Annotated in this window: 24 protein-coding genes; all 24 read right to left on the bottom strand. The window is 65.0% G+C overall.

The genetic code is table 11. The features are described 5' to 3' along the window. Positions 1-7: 7 nt before the first annotated feature. Complete coding sequence (locus tag AB433_RS07610; protein ID WP_047820566.1) at positions 8-2,872, bottom strand: phage tail protein; 2,865 nt, start codon at positions 2,870-2,872, stop codon at positions 8-10. Further along, positions 2,872-3,306 (bottom strand): NlpC/P60 family protein, encoded by a 435-nt coding sequence (locus AB433_RS19430; protein WP_053059046.1) that lies wholly within the window; start codon positions 3,304-3,306, stop codon positions 2,872-2,874. Before AB433_RS19430 ends, AB433_RS07610 begins: the two co-directional genes overlap by 1 nt. After that, a complete protein-coding gene (locus AB433_RS07600; protein ID WP_047820565.1) occupies positions 3,303-4,256 on the bottom strand; it encodes a DUF2163 domain-containing protein in 954 nt (317 codons plus the stop codon). The genes AB433_RS19430 and AB433_RS07600 overlap by 4 nt, the downstream gene beginning before the upstream one ends. After that, entirely contained in the window at positions 4,257-4,880 is a 624-nt protein-coding gene (locus AB433_RS07595; protein ID WP_047820564.1) for a DUF2460 domain-containing protein, read from the bottom strand. Next, positions 4,877-7,690, bottom strand: coding sequence for a phage tail length tape measure family protein (locus tag AB433_RS07590; RefSeq protein WP_047820563.1), 2,814 nt, complete (start codon positions 7,688-7,690; stop codon positions 4,877-4,879). Before AB433_RS07590 ends, AB433_RS07595 begins: the two co-directional genes overlap by 4 nt. A gap of 18 nt (positions 7,691-7,708) precedes the next feature. Beyond that, positions 7,709-7,873, bottom strand: a complete 165-nt coding sequence (locus tag AB433_RS20450; RefSeq protein ID WP_156170731.1) for a hypothetical protein — start codon at positions 7,871-7,873, stop codon at positions 7,709-7,711. Positions 7,874-8,037: 164 nt separating this feature from the next. Continuing rightward, the gene (locus AB433_RS07585; protein ID WP_047820562.1) at positions 8,038-8,661 is read right to left on the bottom strand and encodes a hypothetical protein; all 624 of its coding nucleotides are present in this window, start codon (positions 8,659-8,661) and stop codon (positions 8,038-8,040) included. A gap of 7 nt (positions 8,662-8,668) precedes the next feature. Beyond that, complete coding sequence (locus tag AB433_RS07580; RefSeq protein WP_047820561.1) at positions 8,669-9,832, bottom strand: hypothetical protein; 1,164 nt, start codon at positions 9,830-9,832, stop codon at positions 8,669-8,671. 31 nt (positions 9,833-9,863) lie between these two features. After that, positions 9,864-10,112, bottom strand: coding sequence for a hypothetical protein (locus tag AB433_RS07575; protein ID WP_047820560.1), 249 nt, complete (start codon positions 10,110-10,112; stop codon positions 9,864-9,866). Positions 10,113-10,142: 30 nt separating this feature from the next. Further along, positions 10,143-10,610: a hypothetical protein gene (locus AB433_RS07570; RefSeq protein ID WP_047820559.1), complete on the bottom strand. Its 468-nt coding sequence runs from the start codon at positions 10,608-10,610 to the stop codon at positions 10,143-10,145. Continuing rightward, positions 10,610-11,395: a hypothetical protein gene (locus AB433_RS07565; RefSeq protein ID WP_047820558.1), complete on the bottom strand. Its 786-nt coding sequence runs from the start codon at positions 11,393-11,395 to the stop codon at positions 10,610-10,612. The genes AB433_RS07570 and AB433_RS07565 overlap by 1 nt, the downstream gene beginning before the upstream one ends. Position 11,396: 1 nt before the next feature. Then, the gene (locus AB433_RS07560) at positions 11,397-11,756 is read right to left on the bottom strand and encodes a head-tail joining protein (RefSeq protein ID WP_047820557.1); all 360 of its coding nucleotides are present in this window, start codon (positions 11,754-11,756) and stop codon (positions 11,397-11,399) included. A 3-nt stretch (positions 11,757-11,759) separates the two neighbouring features. After that, on the bottom strand, positions 11,760-12,128 hold the full coding sequence (locus AB433_RS07555) for a hypothetical protein (protein WP_156170730.1): 369 nt from the start codon (positions 12,126-12,128) through the stop codon (positions 11,760-11,762). A gap of 152 nt (positions 12,129-12,280) precedes the next feature. Continuing rightward, complete coding sequence (locus AB433_RS07550) at positions 12,281-13,315, bottom strand: major capsid protein (protein WP_053059045.1); 1,035 nt, start codon at positions 13,313-13,315, stop codon at positions 12,281-12,283. A gap of 89 nt (positions 13,316-13,404) precedes the next feature. Beyond that, entirely contained in the window at positions 13,405-13,776 is a 372-nt protein-coding gene (locus tag AB433_RS07545; protein WP_082134833.1) for a head decoration protein, read from the bottom strand. A 58-nt stretch (positions 13,777-13,834) separates the two neighbouring features. Continuing rightward, complete coding sequence (locus tag AB433_RS07540; RefSeq protein WP_169749317.1) at positions 13,835-15,238, bottom strand: S49 family peptidase; 1,404 nt, start codon at positions 15,236-15,238, stop codon at positions 13,835-13,837. Next, positions 15,225-16,928 carry a phage portal protein gene (locus AB433_RS07535; protein WP_047820554.1) on the bottom strand — a complete coding sequence of 568 codons (1,704 nt, stop codon included), beginning with the start codon at positions 16,926-16,928 and terminating at the stop codon, positions 15,225-15,227. Before AB433_RS07535 ends, AB433_RS07540 begins: the two co-directional genes overlap by 14 nt. Beyond that, positions 16,928-17,167, bottom strand: a complete 240-nt coding sequence (locus AB433_RS07530) for a hypothetical protein (RefSeq protein ID WP_047820553.1) — start codon at positions 17,165-17,167, stop codon at positions 16,928-16,930. The genes AB433_RS07535 and AB433_RS07530 overlap by 1 nt, the downstream gene beginning before the upstream one ends. A 173-nt stretch (positions 17,168-17,340) precedes the next feature. Further along, positions 17,341-19,482 (bottom strand): terminase gpA endonuclease subunit, encoded by a 2,142-nt coding sequence (locus tag AB433_RS07525; protein WP_047820552.1) that lies wholly within the window; start codon positions 19,480-19,482, stop codon positions 17,341-17,343. After that, complete coding sequence (locus tag AB433_RS07520; protein ID WP_047820551.1) at positions 19,475-20,029, bottom strand: hypothetical protein; 555 nt, start codon at positions 20,027-20,029, stop codon at positions 19,475-19,477. The genes AB433_RS07525 and AB433_RS07520 overlap by 8 nt, the downstream gene beginning before the upstream one ends. Positions 20,030-20,247: 218 nt before the next feature. After that, positions 20,248-20,928: a hypothetical protein gene (locus AB433_RS07515; protein ID WP_156170729.1), complete on the bottom strand. Its 681-nt coding sequence runs from the start codon at positions 20,926-20,928 to the stop codon at positions 20,248-20,250. A gap of 351 nt (positions 20,929-21,279) precedes the next feature. Then, on the bottom strand, positions 21,280-22,929 hold the full coding sequence (locus AB433_RS07510; protein WP_082134831.1) for a DNA primase family protein: 1,650 nt from the start codon (positions 22,927-22,929) through the stop codon (positions 21,280-21,282). Then, positions 22,922-23,143 (bottom strand): hypothetical protein, encoded by a 222-nt coding sequence (locus AB433_RS20445; protein ID WP_156170728.1) that lies wholly within the window; start codon positions 23,141-23,143, stop codon positions 22,922-22,924. The genes AB433_RS07510 and AB433_RS20445 overlap by 8 nt, the downstream gene beginning before the upstream one ends. Then, positions 23,140-23,589, bottom strand: a complete 450-nt coding sequence (locus AB433_RS07505; RefSeq protein WP_047820549.1) for a GapR family DNA-binding domain-containing protein — start codon at positions 23,587-23,589, stop codon at positions 23,140-23,142. The genes AB433_RS20445 and AB433_RS07505 overlap by 4 nt, the downstream gene beginning before the upstream one ends. Positions 23,590-23,675: the final 86 nt, after the last annotated feature.

Below are 23,675 nucleotides of genomic sequence, written 5' to 3'. Positions count from 1 at the left end.
TGTCCGTTCAGAAGGTCAGGGGATAGCCGCGAAGGTTTAGCGTCGGGTTCATCTGGTAGAGCCTGGCATCCGGGGCCGTGCCCAGCGGCGCGCCGAAATCGGTGATCTGATCCCCCTCGGCATAGGTGATCGGCAGGCTTGTTCCGGTCAGCGTGCGGACGACGGTTCCGCCGTCCAGAATGTCCAGCTCCCACGCCTCCGACGCTTCGCCCAGCGGCACGTCCTGCCCGTTCAGTGTGGTGGCGCCGATGCGCGTGCGCCGCACCGCATCGAACAGCCAGTCCGCCCCGCTCTGCGCCGTACTGCCATGCACCGCCGCATAGGGCCGGTGCGCCGCGCCGGTGAACGCCACGTCGAAGGCATCCTCGGTATTGATCCCCCGGCCCACGGTGTGCGCGATATAGCTGTCGGTATCGCCGATCTCGCTGGCGCCCATCGTGTGCTTTTTCGCCGCGTCCAGCAGCACGAAGCGTTCCCCGGCCACATGGCCCGGCATCGCCCGTTCCGTGCCCCGCACGCCCCGCAGAAAGCCGCTCAGCGTATAGGTCAGGTCGTCGGTCAGCGTCGCGGTCTGAAACTGCACGATCTCTTCCCCGATCAGGGCCAGATTGAGCGTGCCGTCGTCGATCAGGTCGTCCAGCGTCGCGCTGACCAGCTCGCCCGAATTCAGCACGACCTCGATCGTGCTGGCATTGTCGACGTTCCACGGCTTGGCATCGGGCAAGGCTGCGCCCACCGTGCCGATATAGGCTTCGTACAGGCTGTCGATGCCGTCCCATTCCAGTTCGAAAGTGTCTTCGTCGCCGGTATCGCTCTGCGCGAAATCGGCCCCGGGCCATGCGCCCTCGTCACCCAGCGGACCTGCCGCGATATAGGCAAAGGGCGTGGTCTGATCGTGCGCGTCGACCAGCAGGGGCAGGTCCATAACCGCGCCCTCGGTCTCGGCCAGGGTGTAGATCTCCGCCGGCGGAATACCATCGGCCCCCGCCCCGGCCGCGCCGGACAGCACCGCCAGTTCGGGCGCGTCGGCCTCCCACTCCATTTCCAGCGCACCGCTGGCCGGGATCACGACCCGTGTGCTGCGCATGGTCAGCGCCGAATTGCCGAACACCGGCGTCCACACGTCGCCCGGCTCTATTCCCATGTCGCGGCGGGGCAGCGAGTTGCTGGCCTGCGTGATGCCGAACCACTTGCGCCGCAGATACCGGTCGGCGAACTGGCGCGCCTCGTCCGGGTTCAGCGCCAGTTTGGTCATGTCGATCGACAGGTCGCGCACTCCGTCCACCGCCGACCCACGCCGCTGCGAAACGGCGGTATTGGTCTGCTGGTCCGCATCGACATCGGCAAAGTTCAGAAAGATGCGCCGGGGCAGGTCGGTATCCGAAGGCGATGGCAACCTGTACAGCGGGTCGGCCTGCGCGAAATCAGTGATGGTGCCCAGCGATTCCCCACCGCGCCGCACCGCTTCCAGCAGGAAATCGTGCGGGCGAAAATCGAAATCGTAGACATCCTGAAGCGGCCCGACGATCTGCTTGGCGGAACTTTGCGACCAGTTGAATCCCGTAACGATGATCGCCTCGGTCTGGGAGACATCATAGTCGTCCGCCACCATGCCCACGCGCCGCGCGATATCCATCAGGATCGCGCTCAGCGGTACGCTGTCATCTTCGGGCAGCGGCGCTTCCTCCACCGGATCGCTGGATGACCAGAACCACGGCAAAGGCGGCGCTTCGATCTCGATCACCTGCTGCGAATCGTACACCGGAATGAAGGCACCCACCCCGACATGCTGGTGCTTTTCATAGGCCCAGTTGCTGCCCGGCGTGTACAGGATCGTCAGCTGAGTCGGATGATTCACCCGCGTGCGATCTTCCATGTCGACAAGGTATCGGCCTTGCTCGAACCCATAGCCCGCATAGTACATGGCATAGGCAATCTGCGTTTCGTCAAGCCAATAGCTCGGGTCGTTCGCGGCATAGAAATCGCCCGCGTAGTATCCCGTAAAAATATTGATCAGCGGCAGCTCCGCCGCTGCTACGAAGGCATCGTATTCGGCGTCCTTCCCGGCGTTATAGACGCTGTCGTCCCACGGAACCGGATAGCGCGATGCCTGAACTGCTGTTTCTATATAAGTCGGGGATCCGGTATTCGACCCACTCGGGAAGTTGCTCGGTTCGGGTTGATACTGGCGATAGGCCCACCCGATCTGCATGTATTCCGTATCGCCGCCATCGCCGCCGCCGCTGCCGACCGGCACGCCGTTTCCGTCTTCCCCGCCCATCTGCGCGGGGGCGCGGCTGACCTCGACCGAAACGATCGGCATGCGATTGCCGACCTTTTCCAGCGGGATATCCTCCAGAAACAGATAGGACTGGCCCCGATAGGCCGGGCAGGTGCCGGGGCCGTATTTCGCCTCGGTGCTGGCCAGCATGCGCGGATCGGGTTCCTGCGTCGCCGAACCGTAATAAATCCGCATGTTCGACGACAGGTCGTAATCGTCATCCAGCTTGTAGATCTTCGCGCCCGATGCCGTGGCGTCATAGACCAGGTGCCCGTCGAACTTGATCTTGCGCACGCCCGATATGGCATGATCGGCAATATGCACCGCGAAGGTGCCGAAATAGGTGTATTCGTTGTACTTGCCGCCCTTGGTCTTCCGCTTCTTCTTTCGCTCGCGGATATCCTCGGCATAGAAACACGGGCAGGTCAGCCAGCGCCGCCCGTAACAGTTGTTCAGCGGCGTGCCGTAATCGGCCACCGTCGCCGTCAGGTCCTGCATGCGCGGACCCTCGATTTCCTGACTCGCCTGCATGGCCATCTGCGCCGCCATCAACGCGGCGGTCACGGCCAGAGAGACGGGATCGACCGCCATCAGTTTGCCCCTTCTTCGAATTTCCAGCGCCACACGCTGGCGACCGCCCGCCGCCAGATCGACGCCATCGGCACCTCGATCACGCAGTCCGGGCCGCGCGAGTATGTGTGAATCATCCGCCCGGCACCGGCGTAGATCGCCAGATGCTGCGGCTTGCCCGAAACGGTCAGCAACAGGACATCGCCGTCCTGCGCGACGTTCACAGGGTCAAAATTGCGCCGCATCCCGGCGACGAGACGATCCGCATCGACCCTGTCGCGATAACCGACGAACTGCGCCTCGATGCTGTCCGCGCCGGGCAGCGCCAGTTCGCGCGCCACGCCGACGATCAGCCCCTTGCAGTCGCAACCCTTGCCGCGCAGCGCCTGCCCCCACGCGAACGGCGTGCCGATCCACCCGCGCGCGGCGGTCACGATATCCGCCCCGCTGATCATGCCGCCCCCGGATGGGCCGAAGTCAGCCCGCCGGTGTCGCCGCCCAGCGTGCCCCGCCGGCGGCTCACGCCGGTTCCCGGCGATGCAATCTTGAAGTATTGCTCGGTGCCCGGAACTTCCGGATGCCCACCGAAATTGATCACGTTCTCGTTGGTAAGGCAGGTCGGCAGTGTCGGATCGTCGGAAAGACGCAACTTCGAACATCCGCGATAGAGTGTCAGCGTATCACCCACCTGCGGCGCGACCGGCATCGGCGCCAGCAACTCTACCGACGCGGTATCGCCGGTGAACCGGAACACTTCACCCTCCAGTCCGGCCAGCGCGCCGCTATCGAAAGTCACATCGCCGAACTCGAAGAAATCGTCGGGATGCTCACCGCCGATATCGACCGCGAAAGAAAACGAGCTGGCGACATAAGTCACCTCGCAGGCATAGGGCGTGCGCACCTTCGTGCACTTGGCATCGCCGTAATCGTGCGTGCAGTATGGCGACAGCACCCGCCCGATCGACTGGTTGAAGCCATCGGCGGCATTGCGCACTTCCAGAACCCAGCGTCGCCCCTCGACCCGGTATTCGCCGACCCGTCCGGCCATCAGCGCGGCGACGGGCAGCGGATCCGCCACCCCCGGCGATGTCCAGCCCAGCCAGACCCGCGCCGAACGCCAGTACCCGCCCAGCACCCGCTCTTCGGTAAAGGCCCCGCCGATGGGGCCGGACATCTCGAAATGGCTGGCATCCATCCCGGCAGCCAGCGTGATCGCCGAATGCATCATGCCGGGCGTGCAGGTTTCCGTCCCGTCGCCAAGCCCAAGGTCGATCGACAGAGGACGATCCCAGGTCGTCAGGCGCTGCCGGTTGCCTTGGCGCGATTCGACGATCGCGATTTCGGCCCCCTTGCGCGGCGATTGCGCCAGCGCGGCGTCCAGCAGGGGATCAAGCGTGCGGGCCATTCAGCGCACTTCCTGAAGCGGCACCGAACCGGCGCTGCGCGAATTGATCGTGTCCCAGCTGACCGACAGCAGGTCTTCGGTGAACCGCACCGGCACGTCGAATTCGTACCCGCAGGTCACCGCCACACCCGCACCGGGGGCAACCGCAAAAGTCACCGTGCCGTCACCGCGCTGCACCGTGAACCCGCCAACTTGCGGCACGCCGTCCAGCGCGACCACCACCGTGCCGGTTACCGGCCAGCGGATCGGATGGTCGTACAGCCCGCCGACGTCGGCATAGCGCTTGACGATGGCAAAGACCGTCTCCACCCCGTCGCCCGTCCCGATCGGCTGATCGGTGGCCGTCGGCGCAGTCTGGCCGTCCGCCGCGCTGGTATATTCGATCCAGTCTTTCAGCAGGAACCCGCGCGATGCCCCACGCCGCGCCCGGTGAAACGCGCGCAGCGATGCGATGTCGGCGGGCGTGCGCACATTGTGCGCGATATCGTATTGCGCCAACGGGTTCTCCCACCGTTCCTCGCGGTCCTCATCGCCCGAATCCAGCGCCACGACATCGGTCAGGAACGCCGGACCGCCGCTCGACCCCTTCGACCAGTTTTCGGGCAGGCGCACGTCGTCGATCATCGGTCGATCCCCCCGGCCAGTCCCTTGCGGGCCGTGCGCGCCAGACCGGTCTGCGTCGCGCGGTTGACCGCGCTTGCCGTCCGGCGTGGGTCCGCGCCCTGCGGAATGTTGATGGTCTGCACCAGCGTCGTGCCGCCACCGCCTTCGCCCAGCATCCGGTGCGACTGCTGGTTGCTGTGCACGCGCATGCCGCCGCCCCGGGTCAGCTCCATCAGCTCGCGCCCGTTCTCGCCCACCCAGAACGGGCGTTCGATCGGCAACCTGTCGGTGCCCGATGCAAAGTTCATGATGCCGCCGGTCATGTTGGTGCCGTCACCGTAACCGGCATAGGCCCCGGTCGCGCCCGCGCCGCCGCCGATGCTGCCGGCAACCGCCTTGATCCCGATGCCCAGCAATCCGCTCAGGCCCCCGCCGCCGCCACCGCCGCTGGCCAGCATGGTGATGACGCTCAGCAGCGAATTGCCGAAATCGTGCAGACCCACCTCGACGGATTGCAACGATTCGCCGGTGCCGATGGCGGTGGCGCCCAGTTGCGACAGGTCGTCGCCCGCGCCCAGCGCCACCGCATTCAGCGCCTGCGCCGCCTGCAGGCCGGACGTGCCGACCATCGCCAGCGATCCCGCCGCCGCATCGCCGGCGATCGGCAGGTCGGCCCGCGCCGACGCCACGTTCTTCTCGCGGTTGTTGCCGGTCAGCCCGTCGATGAAGTTGGCAACCGGCACCTCGAAATTCTGGTACAGCAACCGCTCCAGCGGCATGCGGATCAGTTCCTGCAACACGTCGCGCGCATTGCCGCCGTTCAGCGCCAGATCGCTCAGCGTGCGCCCGACGTCATCGCCATAGCCGCGCCATGCATGCGCCGACTTGTCCGCCTCATACCGGATATCGGCCAGCGACTCGGCCATCTGATCCATCCGACGGTTGAACTGGTCGTCCGAAATCGCACCACCATTCAGCGCCTCGATGGCCCGCTCGATCTCTTCGGTCAGCTGCTCCAGCGGCGTCTTGACCATATCGGCGATCCGCGCCGCTTCCGCCTGCTTGCGATTGAACTCCGCCGTCGCCGCAGCAGCATCGATCTCGCGCGCGGCCAGCTTGCGCAGCTGCTCGGCCTTGGCCTCCACCGCCGCCGTCGCCTCGCGCGTCGCCGCCGTCTCGTCGAACGTCTCGTCCGCCATCTGCGCCGCCGCGCGCCGCGCCGCGACCTCGCGCTCGATCTCGTCGCGGTTGATACGCCGCGCCGCTGCCTCGATGGCATGGCTGCGCTCCACCGCCTTCAGCGCCGCGCCTTCCAGCCCGGTCTTTTCCTCGGCTTCCTGCGCCCGGATCAGGTAACTGGCGATCACGTCGTCGTTGGATTCGATCACCCGGTCCGCCGCCTCGCGTGCCTGTTCCGCCTCGCGCTTCAGCCGATCGGCCTCACGCTCCGCATCGGACTTGCCCGACCGCCCCCTGCCACCGCCGCCACCCTTCGAAGCGGAGCCGCCATACCTGGCTTCAAGGCCCTTTAGTTGCGAAGCGACGTTCGTGTTATCGACGATGTCGGGATTGATCGCCCACGTCGGCTCGTCCCGCATATCTCGAAATCCACCGCTCCGGTCCGTCTGACCTCGCATGCGGGCCAGACCGTTCTTGAACTGGGTCTGCCTCGAACGGGCGGTTGCCCTTTGCTCATCACTGGCGAACCACGAATCGAGGACCATCTGTTCCTGCCGCACCCCGCGTTCCAGCGTCCATTCTTTCCACCAGCGGATTGCACCGCGCGTCTTTTCGGTGAAGGTGTCCAGCCACCCGGACAAGGTGCGCAACATTGCAACGGCAGGGCCGGAATTGTCCTCCCCAAATGCGGTCAGCAGATCGCGCCACTTGTCGGACAGCTCGTTCGCCGCCGTGGTCAGCCCGTTCGGCCCGGTCCCGGCAGCCATACGAAGACCGTCCAGATAGACCTTCTGCGCTTCGGCAGTCTTGCCGGTCTCGGCAAGGTTCATGATGGCAACGCGCAGCGGATCGTTCAGATCTTCGGTCGCCTCGTAAAGCGCCTTCATGTCCTTCTTGGCCAGCGCCTCCAGCACCGGACGCATGTCCTCGACAACGTCGGTAACATCGGTGCCCAGGGCATCTGCCAATAGCGCGGCAACATTCAGCGCCTCGTCCAACCCGGCCTTCGTCAGGTCAGGCACCTTGGCCAGCGATGCCGCCGCTTGCAGCGCAGCCTCTTCCGTCTGGTTGGTGGCATCGACCACCCGACCCGCCATCGCCTCGATTTCGCTGGCGGCGGAATCTGTACGATTCCCGCCCAGCGAAAGCGTGGCATAGAAACTGTCGACCGCCTGCTCGTGCTCCATGTAGGCTTGTGCACTGTCCCACACGAACTTTGCCGCCGCACCGATTGCCGTCGCCGCCGCCGTCCCCAGAAGGGCTGCGGACTTCATCGACATCCCGGCCTTGTCGCTGGACTGGTAAAGCGAATCCCACGCCGCCGCCGTCTCGCCAAGGCCCTCGCGCATGGCGTTCTGTTCCATGCCGACGGCGGCCATGATGGTCTGATTGCGATCCCGTCGGTAACCCTCCGGATCCATGACCCGCTGGGCCTGAAATTCCGGACTGCGGTCGACCGCGCCCTTCGCCGCCGCCACCGCGTTGCGCAGCCGACGGGTGTACTCGCTGACTTCCTTGTCCGCGCCGTTCGCCGCCTTGGCGACTTTGCCGAACGCCTGATCGCCCGCGGCACCGACGCGCTTGAAGTCGCGCTCCACCTCGCCGATGCCCAGCACGCGCAGCGCCATGTTGATCGCGCGTTCGACAGCCATTGCCTTGGTCTCCTGTGCCTATCGGTGCTTCGCCGCTGCCTGCATTTCCTTGTCCCGCGCCGCCTGCAGCTTCGACCATGCGACCAGCACGATCTCGATGCTGGTCACCGTCATTGCGGCCTGGTCCTGCACGCCGCCCGGTTCGGGCAGCACGCCGTCGCGCCAGTTCCGCGCAAGCCGCACGATCTCGAAACAGTCGTCGGGCAGATATTCGGGATGGATATGCAGCCAGCGGACGCCGGCGGCCTGTTGCCCGACGAAACTGTCGTTCCGCAGCGGGCAGGTGGGGGTGTAATCCTCGCCGCCGGCAAATTCCTCCGGGTCGAAGGCATAGGCGGCGGCGACGATCAGTTTTTTCTTTGCGGACCTTCCGGGGCCATCAGCCGGAATGCGAACGTGGCCAGTTCCACCCGGTGCGCTGGGGGGATGGACCGATAGATATCGGCCTGCAGCATTCCGTCCTCGTCATGCGGCAGGGACTGTCCGTGGATCGATTCCAGCAACAACCGCACCACCTCGATCCGGCTGACCTCGTCCCAGTAATCCCGGTCCGCCACCAGCTCCGCATAAGGGGGCCAGTGCCGCTCCAGACTGGCCTCGATCGCCATCACGTCGGCCCGCATCGCGGTCATCTCGACCAGTCGTTCCGTCTCCTGTGCCGATTTCATCACGGCGCGCTTTTCGAAGTCCGGCTCGTCGATATCGTCCTCGTCGATCGGTTTCAGCAGCTCGTACCACCGCTCGACGATGGCCTGCTGCCGCTCGCCCTCTTCGGTTTCGCCAGCCACCTTGGCCATCTCGCCCAGCCCGGCCAACGCCGCCACCCGGAATTCGGTGGCCGACGGGCGCCGGACTTTCTGGCGACCGAGGATCCGCCGCATCTTCGCCGGATCGTACAACGTCGGCGTGCGGAATCCGTACTTCGTGCCGCCGATCTCGCAGATATGGCGGTCCTGAACGCTTGCCAGCATGCCGCCCTCAATAGACCAGGTAATACAGCCAGCTGTCCGGGCCATAGGGCTCGAACGGCAGTCCGTCGGCGCTGATGCCGTCAAGGTCGTCGTCTTCCTTGCCGGTGTAGACGATCGACGGCAGCAGCATCGAAACGCGGTTGCCGGGCGTCTCGCCCCAGTTCAGCCACAGCTTGCGCTGCGTGCCTGCCACCATGTCGGCGAAGGCGTTGCGAGCGGTCAGGGTCAGCGTCTGCGGATTGATGCGCCCGGTCGGCTTGCGCCGGGTGATCCGCGCCGGTTCATAGCCATAGGTCTCGCCCGGGCAATCCGACATCACGATCTCGTTTCCGAAATCCAGCGTGAAGTTGCGGAAACATACGCGCTGGTCGTCAAGAAACGCGTCCGCCGCGCGCAGCGGGCGCGGACGCACCGCGTCGAACACGGCGCCGGTCGGGTTGGCGACATCGGCGGGATCGGCCAGCTTGCCGCGCAGCGTCGCGGTGAACTTGCCGGTCTGGCGCGTCTGCACCGCAAACGACAGGTTTGCCGCCGCACCGGTCAGCTTCTCCAGAATGGCGTTCCCCGCTCCGGCGTTCTTCTTGTAGAGATAATCGGTGATCGTCTTCAGCGCGGTCGATGCGGGCACGAACAGGTTACCTGCGTGCACGACGTACTCGCTGGTCGCATCGGGCTCGGTATCCCATGCGGGCATGACGGTCGCGACTTTCGTGCCGGTATTGTACGCGGTGATAACGCGGGTCTGGCCGGAACCCGTACCGCCGTCCAGCGTGATTACGAATCCGGTCAGGTCGGTCGAAGGTGCGCCGGCTGCCAGCGTGATCGTGCTTGGTGCGCCAGCCTGCGCCGTATCGTCCAGATCGGCGGCAAGGATCGTCTCGGCAAGGCCCGCCGCCTGCAGGTACGGCGTATATTCGGGCGCAGTGCCCGGCGTGCCGCTGCCCTTGGCAAAGAACCGGTGGGTCCGTTCCATGAACCCGCCGCCGACGATGGACTGCGTGGTGTCCAGCGAACCGGTGACCTCGTCGGTCTGTTCCAGTTCAAGGTTGGGATTGGCCCGCGGCTCTTCCACCAGCACCGCGTCGGTCGCGGGCGCGGGGACGGCATCGGTGCCCGAAGTGGCCTCGACCTTCGCGGTCACAAGCCGGTTGCGGGTCAGGAAGTCGCTCATCGATTGGTCCTTTCAGGTCCCGGGATGGATATCAGTTGGTCTGCGTGGACGGCGGCATCGGGCCGCCAGCAGGGGCATCGGGCTTGGCGGACGCCTTTTTAGCCCCCGACCCTGCCTCGGCCTTCACTTTGGCTTCCTGCGCCGTCGTCTGGATCGTGCCTGCCGCCGCGCGGGCATCGGCCACGCTGCGGAACGTCTCGTCGCTCTTCGTGCCGATCACGCGGGTATCGCCGCTCCGGGTGGCAAAACCCGTGCGGTGTTCGGGGATAGTCTCGGCCATGGCCTTGGTCCTTCTCGATGGTTGCGCCGGTCAGGGCGCGGGTGTCGATGCATCGCCCTCGCGGGTCATGTAACGGACGGCGAATTCGCAGAACTGACCGGCCAGCACGTGCGCGCCATCGGCGGCACGCCCGATCTGCGGTTCCTCGATTCCGGTCAGCATCACTTCCACGGCCAGTCCGCCCAGCTGCACGTCGTCCGGATCGGTCAGCGCGTCGCATACCGCGACCAGCGCCGCGTCGAGCTGTTCCTCCGCCGAACCCTCCGTCGTCTCGCGCAGCATCCAGCCTACGCCGATCTCCAGCCACCGGTCCTCGATACCGCCGGTCAGCCAGTTCGGATCGCGATCGCCGCCATGCATCAGGATCAACGCGTCCATCTGGTCGACACCGATGGGCTCGCGCGGGTTGACGATCACGCCATTGAACGCCAGCGCCGACCTGACCGCGTCCAGCTTTGCCTTGACGGCGGCATAAATCTGCATCCGGACGGAAGCCATCAGACCTGCCCCCCGGATTGCGACAGCCGCTGACCCAGCAGCGCGTCGAAGTGCCGCTCGAACACCGCACCGCGCGTCGCCATGATCGTCTCCAGCCCTTGCAGCGACGGCTTGAACGTCAGGCTGCGGACCAGCGTCGCCAGCAGTTCGGTGCCCTTTGCCGCAGGCCCGCCACCGCGCTTGCGGCGCAACTGAAACAGCTTCTTGCCGTCGTCCGCTTCGACGAAGAACGTGTCGCGCTTCGACAGCGGAAAGAACCCGGTCTGCTGGCCGATCTGCCCTTTGCCGCGTCGATCGAGGCGAATCCATTCGCCCTTCTGCGGCTTCACCGTTCCGCCGCGCATGTGCAGCAACAGGAAGTCGACAAAGCCCCCGCCACCGCGATACCCGAACTTCGAATAGATCAGCGACGTGAACTGCCCTTTCTCGGACACATCGTCATAGGTCACGCTCTGGACAGAGGCGTTCGATACGCGGCGGTGATTGTTGCCGTGCATTTCCGAACCGGTGAAGTGCGCATCCAGAAAACTGCGCATCTTCTGCTTGATCTCGTCGGTGCTGGTGACCGCCGCCTCGATAGAGGATGAGCGGATGGCCACAGCGCCCTGCTGCAGCCCTGCCTCCATATCGCGGGCAGCCTTTTCGGCCAGAAACTCGACAGTAAAACCCTGCCCCCGAGCGCCCTGGTAATCGGCACGGGCAAGGCCCTGATTATGAAAATTCATGAACCGCGTCGTGCGGCTCGATTTCGGGATCATCCCGCCCGATCGTGGAGCCCGCGCCATGTCAGACGCTCCGGTCGATCAGTTCGCACGACCAGATCGCGCCTTCATGATCCAGTCGCGGCAGACCCGCGATCTCGAATATCTCGCCGGTCTCGATCCCGTCCGGCTCGTCCAGCATGCGGAATGTGCCGCGCCGCACCACGGCGGGCAGCTCCGCGAATTGCGCCCAGATATGCAGCTGCGGTCCTTCCGCCTGCCGTTCGCCCGCGTCGAAAACCGCCCGTCCCTGCCCGCGATCCACAATCACCAGACACGGCGTGGAATCCTCGATCGGCGCACCCGGGGCAAGATAGACCGCCGCCTCGGCGTATTCTCCGAATAGGAAGAATCCCGCCAGATCGGCGGCGGTCTCGACGGCCATGCGTCAGTTGCCGTTCTGCTCGGACTTCTGCTGCGCGGCGGCCACCGCCTGCTGCAACGCTTCTTTCTCGCTGGTCAACGTGGCGACTTCGGCCTCCAGCTCGGCGACGCGCGTTTCGGCCTTCTCGGCTCGCTCGGTTTCGGCCTTCAGCGCGGCGTTGTCGCCCTTGGTGCCGGTCTCCGCAACGCGGGCATCAACCTCCACGATATCGCCACGACCCTTCAGATGGTCGATATCCTTGTTCGTCAGGCCAAGTTCCTTCTGCTTTTCAGCAGTCAGTTCCTCGCCGTTTTCCAGCTTGGCGATCTCGCCCTTCTTGGTACCGCCCGTCAGTTCGCGGGTTGCCACCAGAATCTTCGTCGAATTGGCCATGGTCATCTCCTGTCCTTGAAGGCCCTGTGGAGGACGTTGCCCGGTCCGGACATGCCTCACCGCGACGCCCAAGGCTGGACGGCGGGATGAAGACGGGGGTGCGGATCAAGGGAAACCGCACCCCCGCCGTCTACGGTCTGCTGAACGCCGCCTCAGCGGACCGTTGCAGCCAGCGAGGCATTGACCCGCTTGGGCGCAAGGATCGGCGCGGTGATGGTTTCAACCCACTGCGCGCCGGTGTTTGGATCAATCCACTCGTGCGGGAAGTATTCGCCCGGACGGTAGTGGTTCTCGGCATGCTGGACCACGCCGCACAGCTTGCTGCCAGCATAGCCAGCCCGGCTGCCCATCATAACGGTATAGTCTGGCACCAGCTTCTCGGTGTTGAAGCTCTCGTCCATCTGAAGATCGTTGTAGACGTAGAACTCGACCGAACCGATGCGGCCCTTGAACTGCGGCGCGCCCGGCACCCCGGCGGTGAAGCCAAGGTCGATGGCCGCCGTCTGGCCCAACTGACGATCCAGTGCCTTTTCGGTCTTGGGATCAGCGGAGAAGTAGCCCCACGCCAGCTTGTCCATCACCACGATATCGACGGCGCTGCCCGATGCTTCGCCGACTTCATTCATCCACGCGTCAACGTCATCATAAGGCGAAACGCCGCTCTCACCCCAGCGGGCAGTGGTCAGCAACGTCTTGGTCAACGAACCGGTTCGGTTGAAGTTGACGACGGTCGACGGATAATCGTCGCCCGAAATCGTAACCGATCCGGTGCGCAGGATGCTGCTGGCCATCCATTCCCGCGTCCGTGCGATCCGGTTCATCTGGCTTTCCAGATACATCTCGCGGATTGCGGCCTCGCGGTCGGCTGCTGACATTGTCCCGCCGATCGCCTCCCCGGCCATCCGGCGCAGGACTTCCTTACCGGTGATCTGGTTCTTCGGCTTCATCGACGCCGGGATGATGGTTTCCTTCTGGAAACCGCGCGGCTGCTGGATCTTGCCGGGGGCAAGCGGAGCCACGAACGGAGCCCGGCGCATATCGTCCAGCACACGGTCGAAATAGACCTCGGACGTGTCGAACTCGAACACGTCGGGGAAAAACGCCAGTTGCAGAAAGCTGCCGCCGACGAAGGCGCTCGGGACGAGCGGCAACAGCTCGTCGCGAGAGAAAGTAGCAAAATCGTTCATGAGGGGATCCTCCCGAAAAGAAAAACCCGCCACGGATCACCGGGGCGGGTCATGGGCCTCTCGGCCCGAGCCAATGGTCAGGGATTGTGTCAGTCGTCGATCGGCAGGCCGATATCGCGCATCGCGTCACGAATGCTGGCGATGGTGTGGCCGGTGCCCAGTGTAAGACCCGATGCCACGATCCCTCCAGAGCAGGTTTCGTAGCACACCGCCTCGACATCGCCGCCGCTGGCGTCGACATCCTGTGCCAGCACCAGAGCCGGGGTCTGCGAACCGTCACCGGCTGCAGAGGCCGACAGCTTGTACTTGCCGCTGGCGGTGATCTTGCCCAGCACCGCACCGGCACTGCGGACTTCACCCGAAAGGACGGTGATCACGCGCGTGGTATAGGTACCGCCCGCGATGATCTGCGGATCGGTAACCGGGGTTCCGGCCGTATAGGCCGCTTGTTCGTATGCCATGGATTGTCACTCCGAAAGCCGGGCAGCCCACGCCCGGGCTTCTATGGGCGATTGGGGTTCAGGCGGACGCGGCGGCCTTGCGCTGCGCATAATCCGCACCGCGATTGGCCTTCGGCTTCACGCCCGGCGCTGCCGCAGTCGCGCCGCCTTCGGGCAGTGCTGCTGCCGGAACGGCCTCGGCCTTGACGTCGGTCAGCGCAGCGCCCTGCTTGGCCTTCGCCGCCTTGGCCAGCCCGATGGCGAAATCGCCTGCGCTGGTACCGGCCTCGATCGCTTCGCCAAGGCTGGCCGAAATGGTCGACCCGGCGTCCATTTCCGCCAGCTCGGTAATGCGCGCGCGCTCGGCGGTTGCGCCCGCCGTTATGCCCTCTTCGCGTCCCTCGGCCTTGGCGGCCGCAATCTGCGCTTCGGTGATTCCCGGCTGCTGTTCCGCCGCCGGCGCGGGTGCTTCGTTGCTCATCGCGGTTTCCTTCCTTGCTGAGCGCGCTCCGGACGGAGCAGATGATCCCGACCGTGAAGCCGGGGAATTTACACGCTGGGCGAAGTGCTTGAACGCCTCGTCCCAGCTCATGACGTGATCGACGAGCGACTGCGAAACCGAGTCCGCCCCCGTGTAGTATCGGGCCTGCTGCGCGCGGATTGCGGCGGCATCGATTTGCCGACTGTCCGCGACATGCGCGATAAAGTCGGCGGCGGCGGCGTCGACCTCGCCCTGAAGCTTGCGTCCGATTTCCTCGCCCAATGGCTGATATGGATTGCCGTCGGCCTTGTGCTCGCCGCTGGCGATCATGGTGACCGCAATGCCATCCTGATCCAGTTTTTTAGAAAAGTCGGCATGCATCAGGATCGCCCCGACATGGCCAACGCGCGCATAATCGGGCGCATAGACGTTACCGACCCCCGCACTGCACGCGATGGCATAGGCGGCGGAACAGGCCGTTCCACGGATGATCGCAGCAACCGGCTTTTCGAACGACCGGATCTGGCTGCACAGTTCCAACAGGTCGACGCATTCGCCGCCGCCACTATCGATATCGAAAGCAACACCCGCAACGTGCGCGTCGCCCGCAGCATAGCGCAACTTGTACGACAGTCCGTCATATCCGGTCGCGCCGGAAAAAGGTTCAAGCCCGTTTTCAGCCATAAGAGTGCCGCGCACCGGCAGAACAGCCAGCCCATTCCAGACCTCGTAGGGATCGAGGACGTTCCCGTCCCAGTCCCGGCGCGCCAGCGATGCATCACCCGGCATCTGGTCGAGTTCCACCCGCGCCGCAGCCGCGACCGAGGCAAGCGATGCCATAGGTCGACGTTCGGATTCCTCGCCCGACACAACCAGCGCGCCGATATTCAACTTCGGCCCCATCACTCCCAACGCAATCTCCGCGCGGTCGCGTGTGACCATCAGCGGACGGTTGAACATCCGCTCCTGAATATCGGCCAGGTTCCACTTAGGCAGCGTCATCGGTCGTGTCCTTCTTGTCGCCCTGATCGCCCTCACCGTCGCCCACGGCCTTGGTCCCGCCGCCCTGCTGGTTGGGAATCGGCAGCCCCCCGTCGACGAACTTGCGGTGCTCCGCCACACGCCGGTCGACGTTGGCATCGTAATCGCCGCCATTGATGGTTGCGGCGATCTGCTGTCCGGTCTGCCAGCCATGCGCCTCGTGAACTTCGAACGCCTTGGCCTCGCGATACGGGTCCAGCGAAATCTTGCCGTCTCCCGCCCAGCGCACCGAACACCACGCCGCCCGCATCCGCGGATCGTCGAGGAAACCCGGCAGGTCATAGATCCCGCGAACGACCTGCTCATACAGCCAGCATTCGCGGGTCGGCGCGCACCAGTCCGCCGCAAAGCGATCGAACCGGCGCACGATTTCCTTGTAGAACAGCTCCAGCTCGCCTTTCGACGCGGTATAGCTATTGTTGAACCGCGCCATGAGCACACCGAAAGGCGTGCCCGTCGCGGCCCCGATCATCGTCACCAGAGTCTCGAAGAACTTCTCGTAGACCGGGTTTTTCGCTTCCGGCGAAACCAGCTTTACGTCGGCATCGTCTTCGGTCTCCAGCACCATGCCGGGTTCCATCGCGATATTGCTCGACGTGTTCGCGGGCAGCGTCTCTGGCACGTCTTCCGCCTGGACCAGCTCACCCGTACCATATTCCGGCTCCGGCATGGCCGTCGCCCCCGGCGTCTTGTAAATGATGGACAGCATCGACTGCAGCACCATCGACAGCGCCGCCGCGTCGGTCGCATCCATGAACACGCGCACCAGTTCCAGCACCGGGGCAAGGAACGGCACGCCCCGCGCCTGTTCCGCCCGCTTCTTGTCGAACACCAGGATCGACGTCGGCAAGGCAGTCGTCTTGCCCCACGCTTCGTAGCGTTGGGTATCGTTGGCCGTGCGCGCCGATGCGTAAGGTTCGCGCGCCTTCTTCAGCACGTGATAGGCCTGCGCCGCGCCGTATGCGTCCAGCTCGACCCCGCCGACGACGACCGGACCGTTCTCACCACCGTGGCGCTTGCCATCCTGATGGTTGAACGGACTGACCACACGGTCGGCCTCGACCAGCTTCCACGCGGTATAGTTCACCCGCCCGATCTGTTCGTCCGGCCAGCAGCGCAGGCCAAGGATGTCACCTGACTCCAGCATGCCGCGCAGTACGATTTCCTGCAGCCCGTATCCGGTCGCCGCGCGCTCGGCATCGGGATCCTTCGACGTCATGTATTCATCGAAGTCGCGCATGATCCGCGCTGTCCAGAACTGCTTTTCCTCTGCGGTCAGCCCCAGCAGATCGGCGTCCAGATCGGGAATCGCCATCAGGCCGGTGCCGACCGTGAAGGTCACATTGCGCTCGATCGCCGCCGTCGCGGGCGGCAGGTTCATCGCCGCGTCGCGCGACCGGGCGATCAGCGTTTCCTGCTGTCCCAGCGCATCGCTGTTCGCGGAACGGGCGCGCGCTTTCCAACCCTTCGTCTGCCGCCGATCGGACTGCCCCGCCCGATATCCGCCGCGCCGGTCGATCCGCCCACCGGGTTCGGTCAGCGCCGTCGCCATCGCGTTATAACTCGCCCGCGCGGCAAGGCGCTGCGCCCCGCGCTTTGGCGAGACGGCGGCGATCGCGCTGTCCAGCAGGGTTGGTCGAATCGGTTCCATCAGCGGGTCATGTTCACGAACCGGCGGGCACGACCGCGTACCGTGGTGGCACCGCAGGCCCGGGCATAGTCTGCCTCTGCCTGTGTCTTGCCGGCACGGATGTCCCTCAGGTTCGCGCGGGTCAGGCGGCGGCCATCGGGCATTTCGTAGGACTGGTTGCGCAGCACGGCCAGCTCGGCGGCCTGATAAGCCTGCACGAGCGCCAGCATCCGCGCGATTTCCTCGCTCGACACCGCCATCGGTTCATCCTGTCAAATCTGTGTGAAGGCGTCGCGAACCCTGCCGCGCACGATGCGGGCATGATAAAACCCGCCTTTGCGGGGCGGGTTTCCGATTGGCTCGCGACGCCGATGGTGTGAGGGTTGTCAACTAATTCGCTGCCACTCAAGACCGGTCGCGCAAATTTCTGCGATCAACCCGCCCGGCGTGTCCGGATTCCACGCCGCTGCCGGGGCCGTGAACCCCCGGTTTTCTGCGCTTTTTCGATCTTGACCACAGGGCTTGCAGTGGGGTCGAAATTGTCCACCGGATCGCGATCCGGCGGCCCCGTCTCCAGTTTCGCAGGGCCGCCACGCGGCGGTCTGGCCCATGCCGGCACCCACGCCAGTGCCGAGTCGTCCCCGCCGAATCGCAACAGCACGGCACGCGCATAGATCATCAGATCCCACGTTTCGTTCGCATCGTGCGGATCGCGGATCCAGACGTCGCCCTGCTTGGTCTCGGCGCGAAGTTCGGCCAGATACTCGGGCGCGATATCTCGCGGAAACTGGACATAGCCCGGACCGTCCTCGCGGCGATTCAACGCGACATTCGCGATATCCTTCAGCCGTGCGACGTTCGGCAAGTACAATTCAGCCTGCGGGGCACCTTTGATCTGGCGCTTCGCATCGATCGTCGGCGGCGGCAGCTTCCGTGCCTTCGGATTGTTGCCGCCCTTGATCAGCGTAATCGCCGTAGGTGGCAGCGGGGCACGGCCAGATCCGGCGTCACCGGATACCATCGCATGCCACCAGGCAAAGGCATTATCGGTCGCCGCATCCAGACCGCCCGTGTCGACCGCCGTGTTGAACAGCTTCATCCGCAGATGCGGGGCGCCAGCCAAAGGATAACTGCGGCTCATCACCTTTTCGTGAATCACCGCCCAGTCCTCCGGCCGGGTGAACGGACGCAAGGGCCGTTGTTTGCCGTTCTCTTCCACGGTCAGGATCGGGAACCGGTCGATCAGCCACGCACGAAAGTGAGTCCCGAACCCCCAGACCCCGACTTCAAAACGGTTGCCCTGCTGATCGATCGTCGCGATCAGCACTTCCACACCCGGCGGCACTTCGCCCAGCGCATAGGCCGATGCCTTCGCCCGCAGCACCAGCTCGTCCTCGCTGACCGGCGCTTCACCGCTCGACCGCACCCGGTAATTCCGACCGAGAATGGTCTGGTCGAAAGACTTCAGCGGACCCTCGTCCTGTTCATACTCCAGCGCAATCTCGGCCCGCCGCGCACGCTGCGCGATCTCACTCCACGGTCGGAAGCCCTGCACACCATCGAGGCGGAACGACGCCCGCGTGTTTTGTTCAAGCTCGCCGGTTTTGCCCGTCGGATTTTCGCTGCGTGGCACAGCCGTCTCGCCGCGCCCGATCCAGCGATGCGTCTCCATCAACGCCCGCTTTTCTTTCTGACCAAAGCAGCAACCGCACTTCGGACAGGCCATCTCGGCACTCGCCGCTGCGTCAGCCGGTGACCCTCCACGATCGAACATCAGCTGCTCGTATTCCATCGGAAACGGCGTGCCGCATTCGCTGTCGAGACAATCGACCCAAAGCCGTTCATTGGTTCCCGCCGCGACAAAGGCCTCGATGCCCGCGCGCGGCCCCAGCTTTGGCGAGCTGTTCACGTAGAGCATCGTCTGGCCGAACGCCTCGAAGCTGCCCATGCGGCCATGCGCCAGCGATACCGCGTCGCCCTGATTGTCGATGTCGGTCGATATCTCGTCCAGATCGTCGATGCGGATGCGCGAGAACGGCAGCGCCCGCAGACGCGAACCCGTCGGCCAGAAAAAGAAAAAGTCCGCGCCATAGAACCGCTTCAGGTTCAGCGTGTCGGATCCCGCCCCCGGCAACAGCCGCGACTTCAGATCGCCAACATCTTCGAATGCAACGGCGTGCTCGATCATCTTGTCGAACTCTTTCTTGACGTAGCTTTCTATCAGCACCCGGTCCGGCCCGATGAACAGCGTGTCCGCCTGGTCGTAGATGATCGTATGGAGCTGGCTATTGTTGCCGATCTCGGACTTACCGACCTGACTGGGGCCCATGACCCCCACTTCCCGGTGCGGCGAATCCGACCACAGGCAGTCCATTATCCGGTTCAGATGCTCGACATAGAACGGTCCATCGCCCCACGGTCCCGAGTAGGCACCCGGGTTTTCCAACACGCGGTGGCGAACCGCCGCTGTCGATGGCGATACCCGCTCGGGAAAGCGCATCTGCGACAGGCACGATGCCACCAGCATCTGTGCATCGGCGAATGCCAGCGGATCGTGCTGCCCGAAATCAAGCATTGCCGTTCCCACTTCGCGGCAGGGCAAAGCTTTCCACGAACCCGTTCACCGCCTTTTCGATCAGGTCGCGCAGCGGCTTTACGTCCTCCGGCGTCAAACCCATCTGTGCCGCGTACTCACCTGGAACCATCTGCAGCCTGCGGCGCGCCTCGACCGCGGCATGCGACAGCAGCGGGACCAGATCGCCGGTCTCGACCAGCTCGCCCATGATCCGGCGCAGCTTGATGCGCTCCATCGTGGCCGAATATTCCTCTTTCCGCGCCTTGCCCGACAGCGCCATCATGTCTTCGGACTCGGCCTGATCGCCAAGGATATCCAGACGAAGCTGCTGCAACTGCGCTTGCCGATCGGCTTCCGCCTGCTGGCCCTCGTCGCGCAGAGCCTTCCACCATGCAAGCCCGCCCTCTGTGTCGATGCGATAGGGACGCCCCTTGTCGCCCCGTTCGATCAACCAGGCCGGGGTACCGTCGACGGCCCGGACATAGCCACGCATGGTCTCGCTCGTGACCCCGCACAGTTCCGAAAACTCGTCGATATTGACGATCATCCCGTCAACTCACTGCCCGACCGGGCCGTAAACCCGACCAAAAAGCCAACCAAAACCGCGACTTGCACAAAAAATCACAAAACCCCCACGCCCCGCGCTGCCGCACCCCATTGTACGAAGGCGACCCCGGGAGGACCCGCGAGGGGGGCGGGCAGGCCCCCGCCGAAATGCAAGCGAAATCGCACTCGGCTCGGCCCGTTTTCCATCATCCCGGCACATCATGCTGCCGCCCCCCGCCGCGCCGCATCGCCATCGTCGGCCCACGGCTCTTGCGGAGCCTCCGGCCCCGTCACCTCGAACCCCAGCGCCCGCGTCGACAACAGCCACGCCACCTCGCTCAGACCGTTCCACCAGCGCGCGTACTCGGCCCGCCCCCATTCCTTGCGCCGATCATCCCACAGCACGATGACCGGGCAGTACGCCCCCTTGCGCCCCGGCCCCTGATACTCGACCTGCGCCTTCTCCCACGGCTTGACCCAGACCGAGGCACGCACCTTGCGGTCCGGCTCCATCCATGCCGTCGGCCGCACACCCGCCAGCGCAAAGGCCCGCACCGCCCCGCCGCCTTCCGCAGCCCGCACAGCGTTCGCCACGGCCAGCGCCGCCGGATGCACATCGTCGCTGATCGTCACCCCGCCCCGATCGATGCGACAGCCCAGATGTTCGATCTGCATCAGCTGCCCCACCCCGTCGGTCGAGTACCGGATGACCTCGTACTCCGCCGCCTCGGCCTCCATCACGCTCAGCCCGACCCGCTCGTACCGGTCGACCATCTGCGGCCCATAGGCCCATGCACACAGCTGCTCGACATCGATCCGCCCGGTCCGCTCCCACGGGCGCCGCAGCGGCATGATCCCTTCGCGGGCCTGCACCACTTCGCTTCTCAGAACAGTTACCATGGGTTTGATCCTCTATCTTGTGGTCAGGATGGTTACGGACAGGACGGACAGTTACAGGCCGGGTCCGCACATAGGCGCACAGGCGCACATAAGGCCTGACATGGTGAAAACCCTCCGTAACTGTCCGTAACCATCCGTTACCCTCGCAAATTCAATGCCTTACCGCACGGTCCCGCCACCACGAACCATCCGTAAACCGTCCGTAGCAACTGTCCGTATCGGCCCCGCCATGCCGCCCAACCGCCACCCCGCCGCTGTCCATCGACCCGCATGCCCCGGAAATACGGATAGTTGAGCCCAACTGTCCGTAACCGTCCGTACACAACATCTTGTGGTTGCCCGCCGCGCCGATCATCGCCAGTCACCCAGCCCGTCGTCGCCGTCACCAAAGCCGCCACCCGCGCCGCGATCGTCGTCGCGCACAGGCGGGCGCGCACCGCGCGGCGCATCGTCCGCTTCCTCGCCCAGCAACGGCACGTCGTCGCGCAACTTGATGCCCTTGCGCACCTTGTACCCGCGCCCGTCCTTCTTCCCCTGTATCTGCCGCTGGGTCAGCTGCTTGCCGAACTTGGTGGTGTTCCAGTTGTCGGTGCTGATCTCGTTCTTCTCCAGCCACGCCTTGAAATCCTTCCAGAGCACGGTGGCCCCGGTCTCGGCTTCCTTGTCGGACTGGTCGCACCGTTCCTCCAGCCACTCGGCCAGCGGACTGGATTCGGCCCAGAAATTCTCCAGCGCCTCGGCCATCACCTGCGGCACCGGAATGCGCCGGTCGGCCAGCCAGTCCAGGCATCCGGCGATCATCCAGTTCAGGATCCCCGCCTTTTCGGTCATCAACCGCTTGCGCAGCCGCTCGGGCGCCTCGAACCCGCCCTCCACCGTGCGCAGGTCCACCGGCCACAGCACCAGTTTCAACCGGCGGCGAAAGCCTCGATCGTCGCCCGGTATGCGCGGCAAGGGGTTGACCTCGACGAACAGCTTCCATCGCGGCTTGTACGTGATCTCGGTCTTCGCCCCGGATCCGCGCGCGGTCACATGCCCGCCGCCGGTCACCATCTTCAGCAGTTCGCCGTCCCACGCCACGTTCGGCGCGGGTTCCTCGCTCACCACCATGCGGATATCGCCCGCCAGGCGGACAAGGTCCGACCGGTGCTCGCTGCCCGATTTCTGGAAACTGGCCTGCAGGAACGTCTTCACCGGGGAATGCCGGTAATAATCGCCATGCAGGTCGGCGATGATCTCGTGTGTCTTCGACTTGCCGTCGCCGCCCAGCCCCTTGTGGACGTAGAATTCCTCGCAGTCGGTCAGGCCGGTCAGCGTCTGCCCGTACATCCGCGCAAAGATCGCGCATTGCTCGGCATCGGGCTGCACCAGCGACAGCCGCTCCAGCCACATCGGGCATTCCGCGTTCGGATCATAGGCCACGTTGGCCACCTGGCTGATCATGTCGGCGGGGTCGTGCCCTTCCCGAAAATCGGCCCGCCACGGTCCGCCGTCATCGGCGGGCGGCAGAAAGCGCAATGTGCCGTTCAACACGTTGTAGGCAAGCGGATCGACGTCGAAATCTTCCGACCATGCGCGCAGCGCGGGCAGCACCTTGGCCTGCGTCAGCATCGCGCTGGTCTGCGACGCATTGCCCGATCGCACCGCATGCCCGCGCAGCAGCTTCAGCCGCTCCAGCGCGCGCTGCGGCGTGCACCACTCGCCATACTGTTCCCTCAGCGCCGCGGCATCGGGCTTTTCCGGATCGCCGACCAGATCGGCCAGCGCCGCCGCCTCGTCATTGATATGCCGCGCGACATCCAGCGCCAGCGCCCGCGCCCGGTACTCGCCCTCGCGCTGCGACCAGCGCTGCCCGTCGAACGCAGACCAGAACTCGTCGTCCACCCACTTGAGCAGTCCACCGGCCAGCACCTCGACCCGCCGCGCGTTCCCGGCATCGTTGCACTCGAACCACGCCATCATCAGCGGATCGGCCACGGCAATAGGAATCGAACTAGTCATGGCCTACCGGTTGGCGGTCCGCGCCACCTTCAGTTCGGCTGCTTGAGGCCAGTTTATCCGCCATTTGCGAGGATGGGTGTCGCGCCGCATAAGCGCTACGCATCGCCGACAACATGATCTCTAAACCACGCTCGGCAATCTCGGCGTCGGACATGCCCCGTACAGACGCCTTGCCAACCTTTCGCAACCAGCGACGCGCGTTATAGGTCTTCATCCCCCACCCCGCGTCATCCGGTCGATCTGGGCGGCGATGGCGGCGTCGCTGGCGGCGCGCACCTTGGCGGTGGGCGGCTTCGGCGCGGTCTGGTCCTCGCCGGCGAACATCTTCACCAGCGCCCGGTCGCGCGCGTCGTCCATCATCTCGTCAAAGGCGAGTCCCTGCCCGTCGGCCACCATCCGGTACAGGTCGAACAACGCCTCCGCCTCGTCGACCACCTCGCGCCCGTGCTTCTCGCACTCTTCCTGCCACCGCACGACTTCCTCGATGCGCCTGGCCGAAAAGCCCGCGTCCTTCGCTTCCTTGCGAACCTCCGCAATGTCCTCGTTGATCTCGCGCCGCTGATCGCGCAGCGCCCGGATGCGCCGCAGATACCCCAGCAAGATCTGCTTGGCATGCCCCGACGAAGGGTCGCGCGCGCCGAAAGAGGGGGACTTGGTCATACGGTCTGACCCAAAGTGGTACTTTGGGTCAATGGCACGGCGTCTGACAAACTTGCCTTTAGATCATCGAGATCGCGCTGCGTGCA

The organism is Croceicoccus naphthovorans (assembly GCF_001028705.1).
Lineage (GTDB): Bacteria > Pseudomonadota > Alphaproteobacteria > Sphingomonadales > Sphingomonadaceae > Croceicoccus > Croceicoccus naphthovorans.
This window is presented reverse-complemented; position numbering and strand designations above follow the sequence as displayed.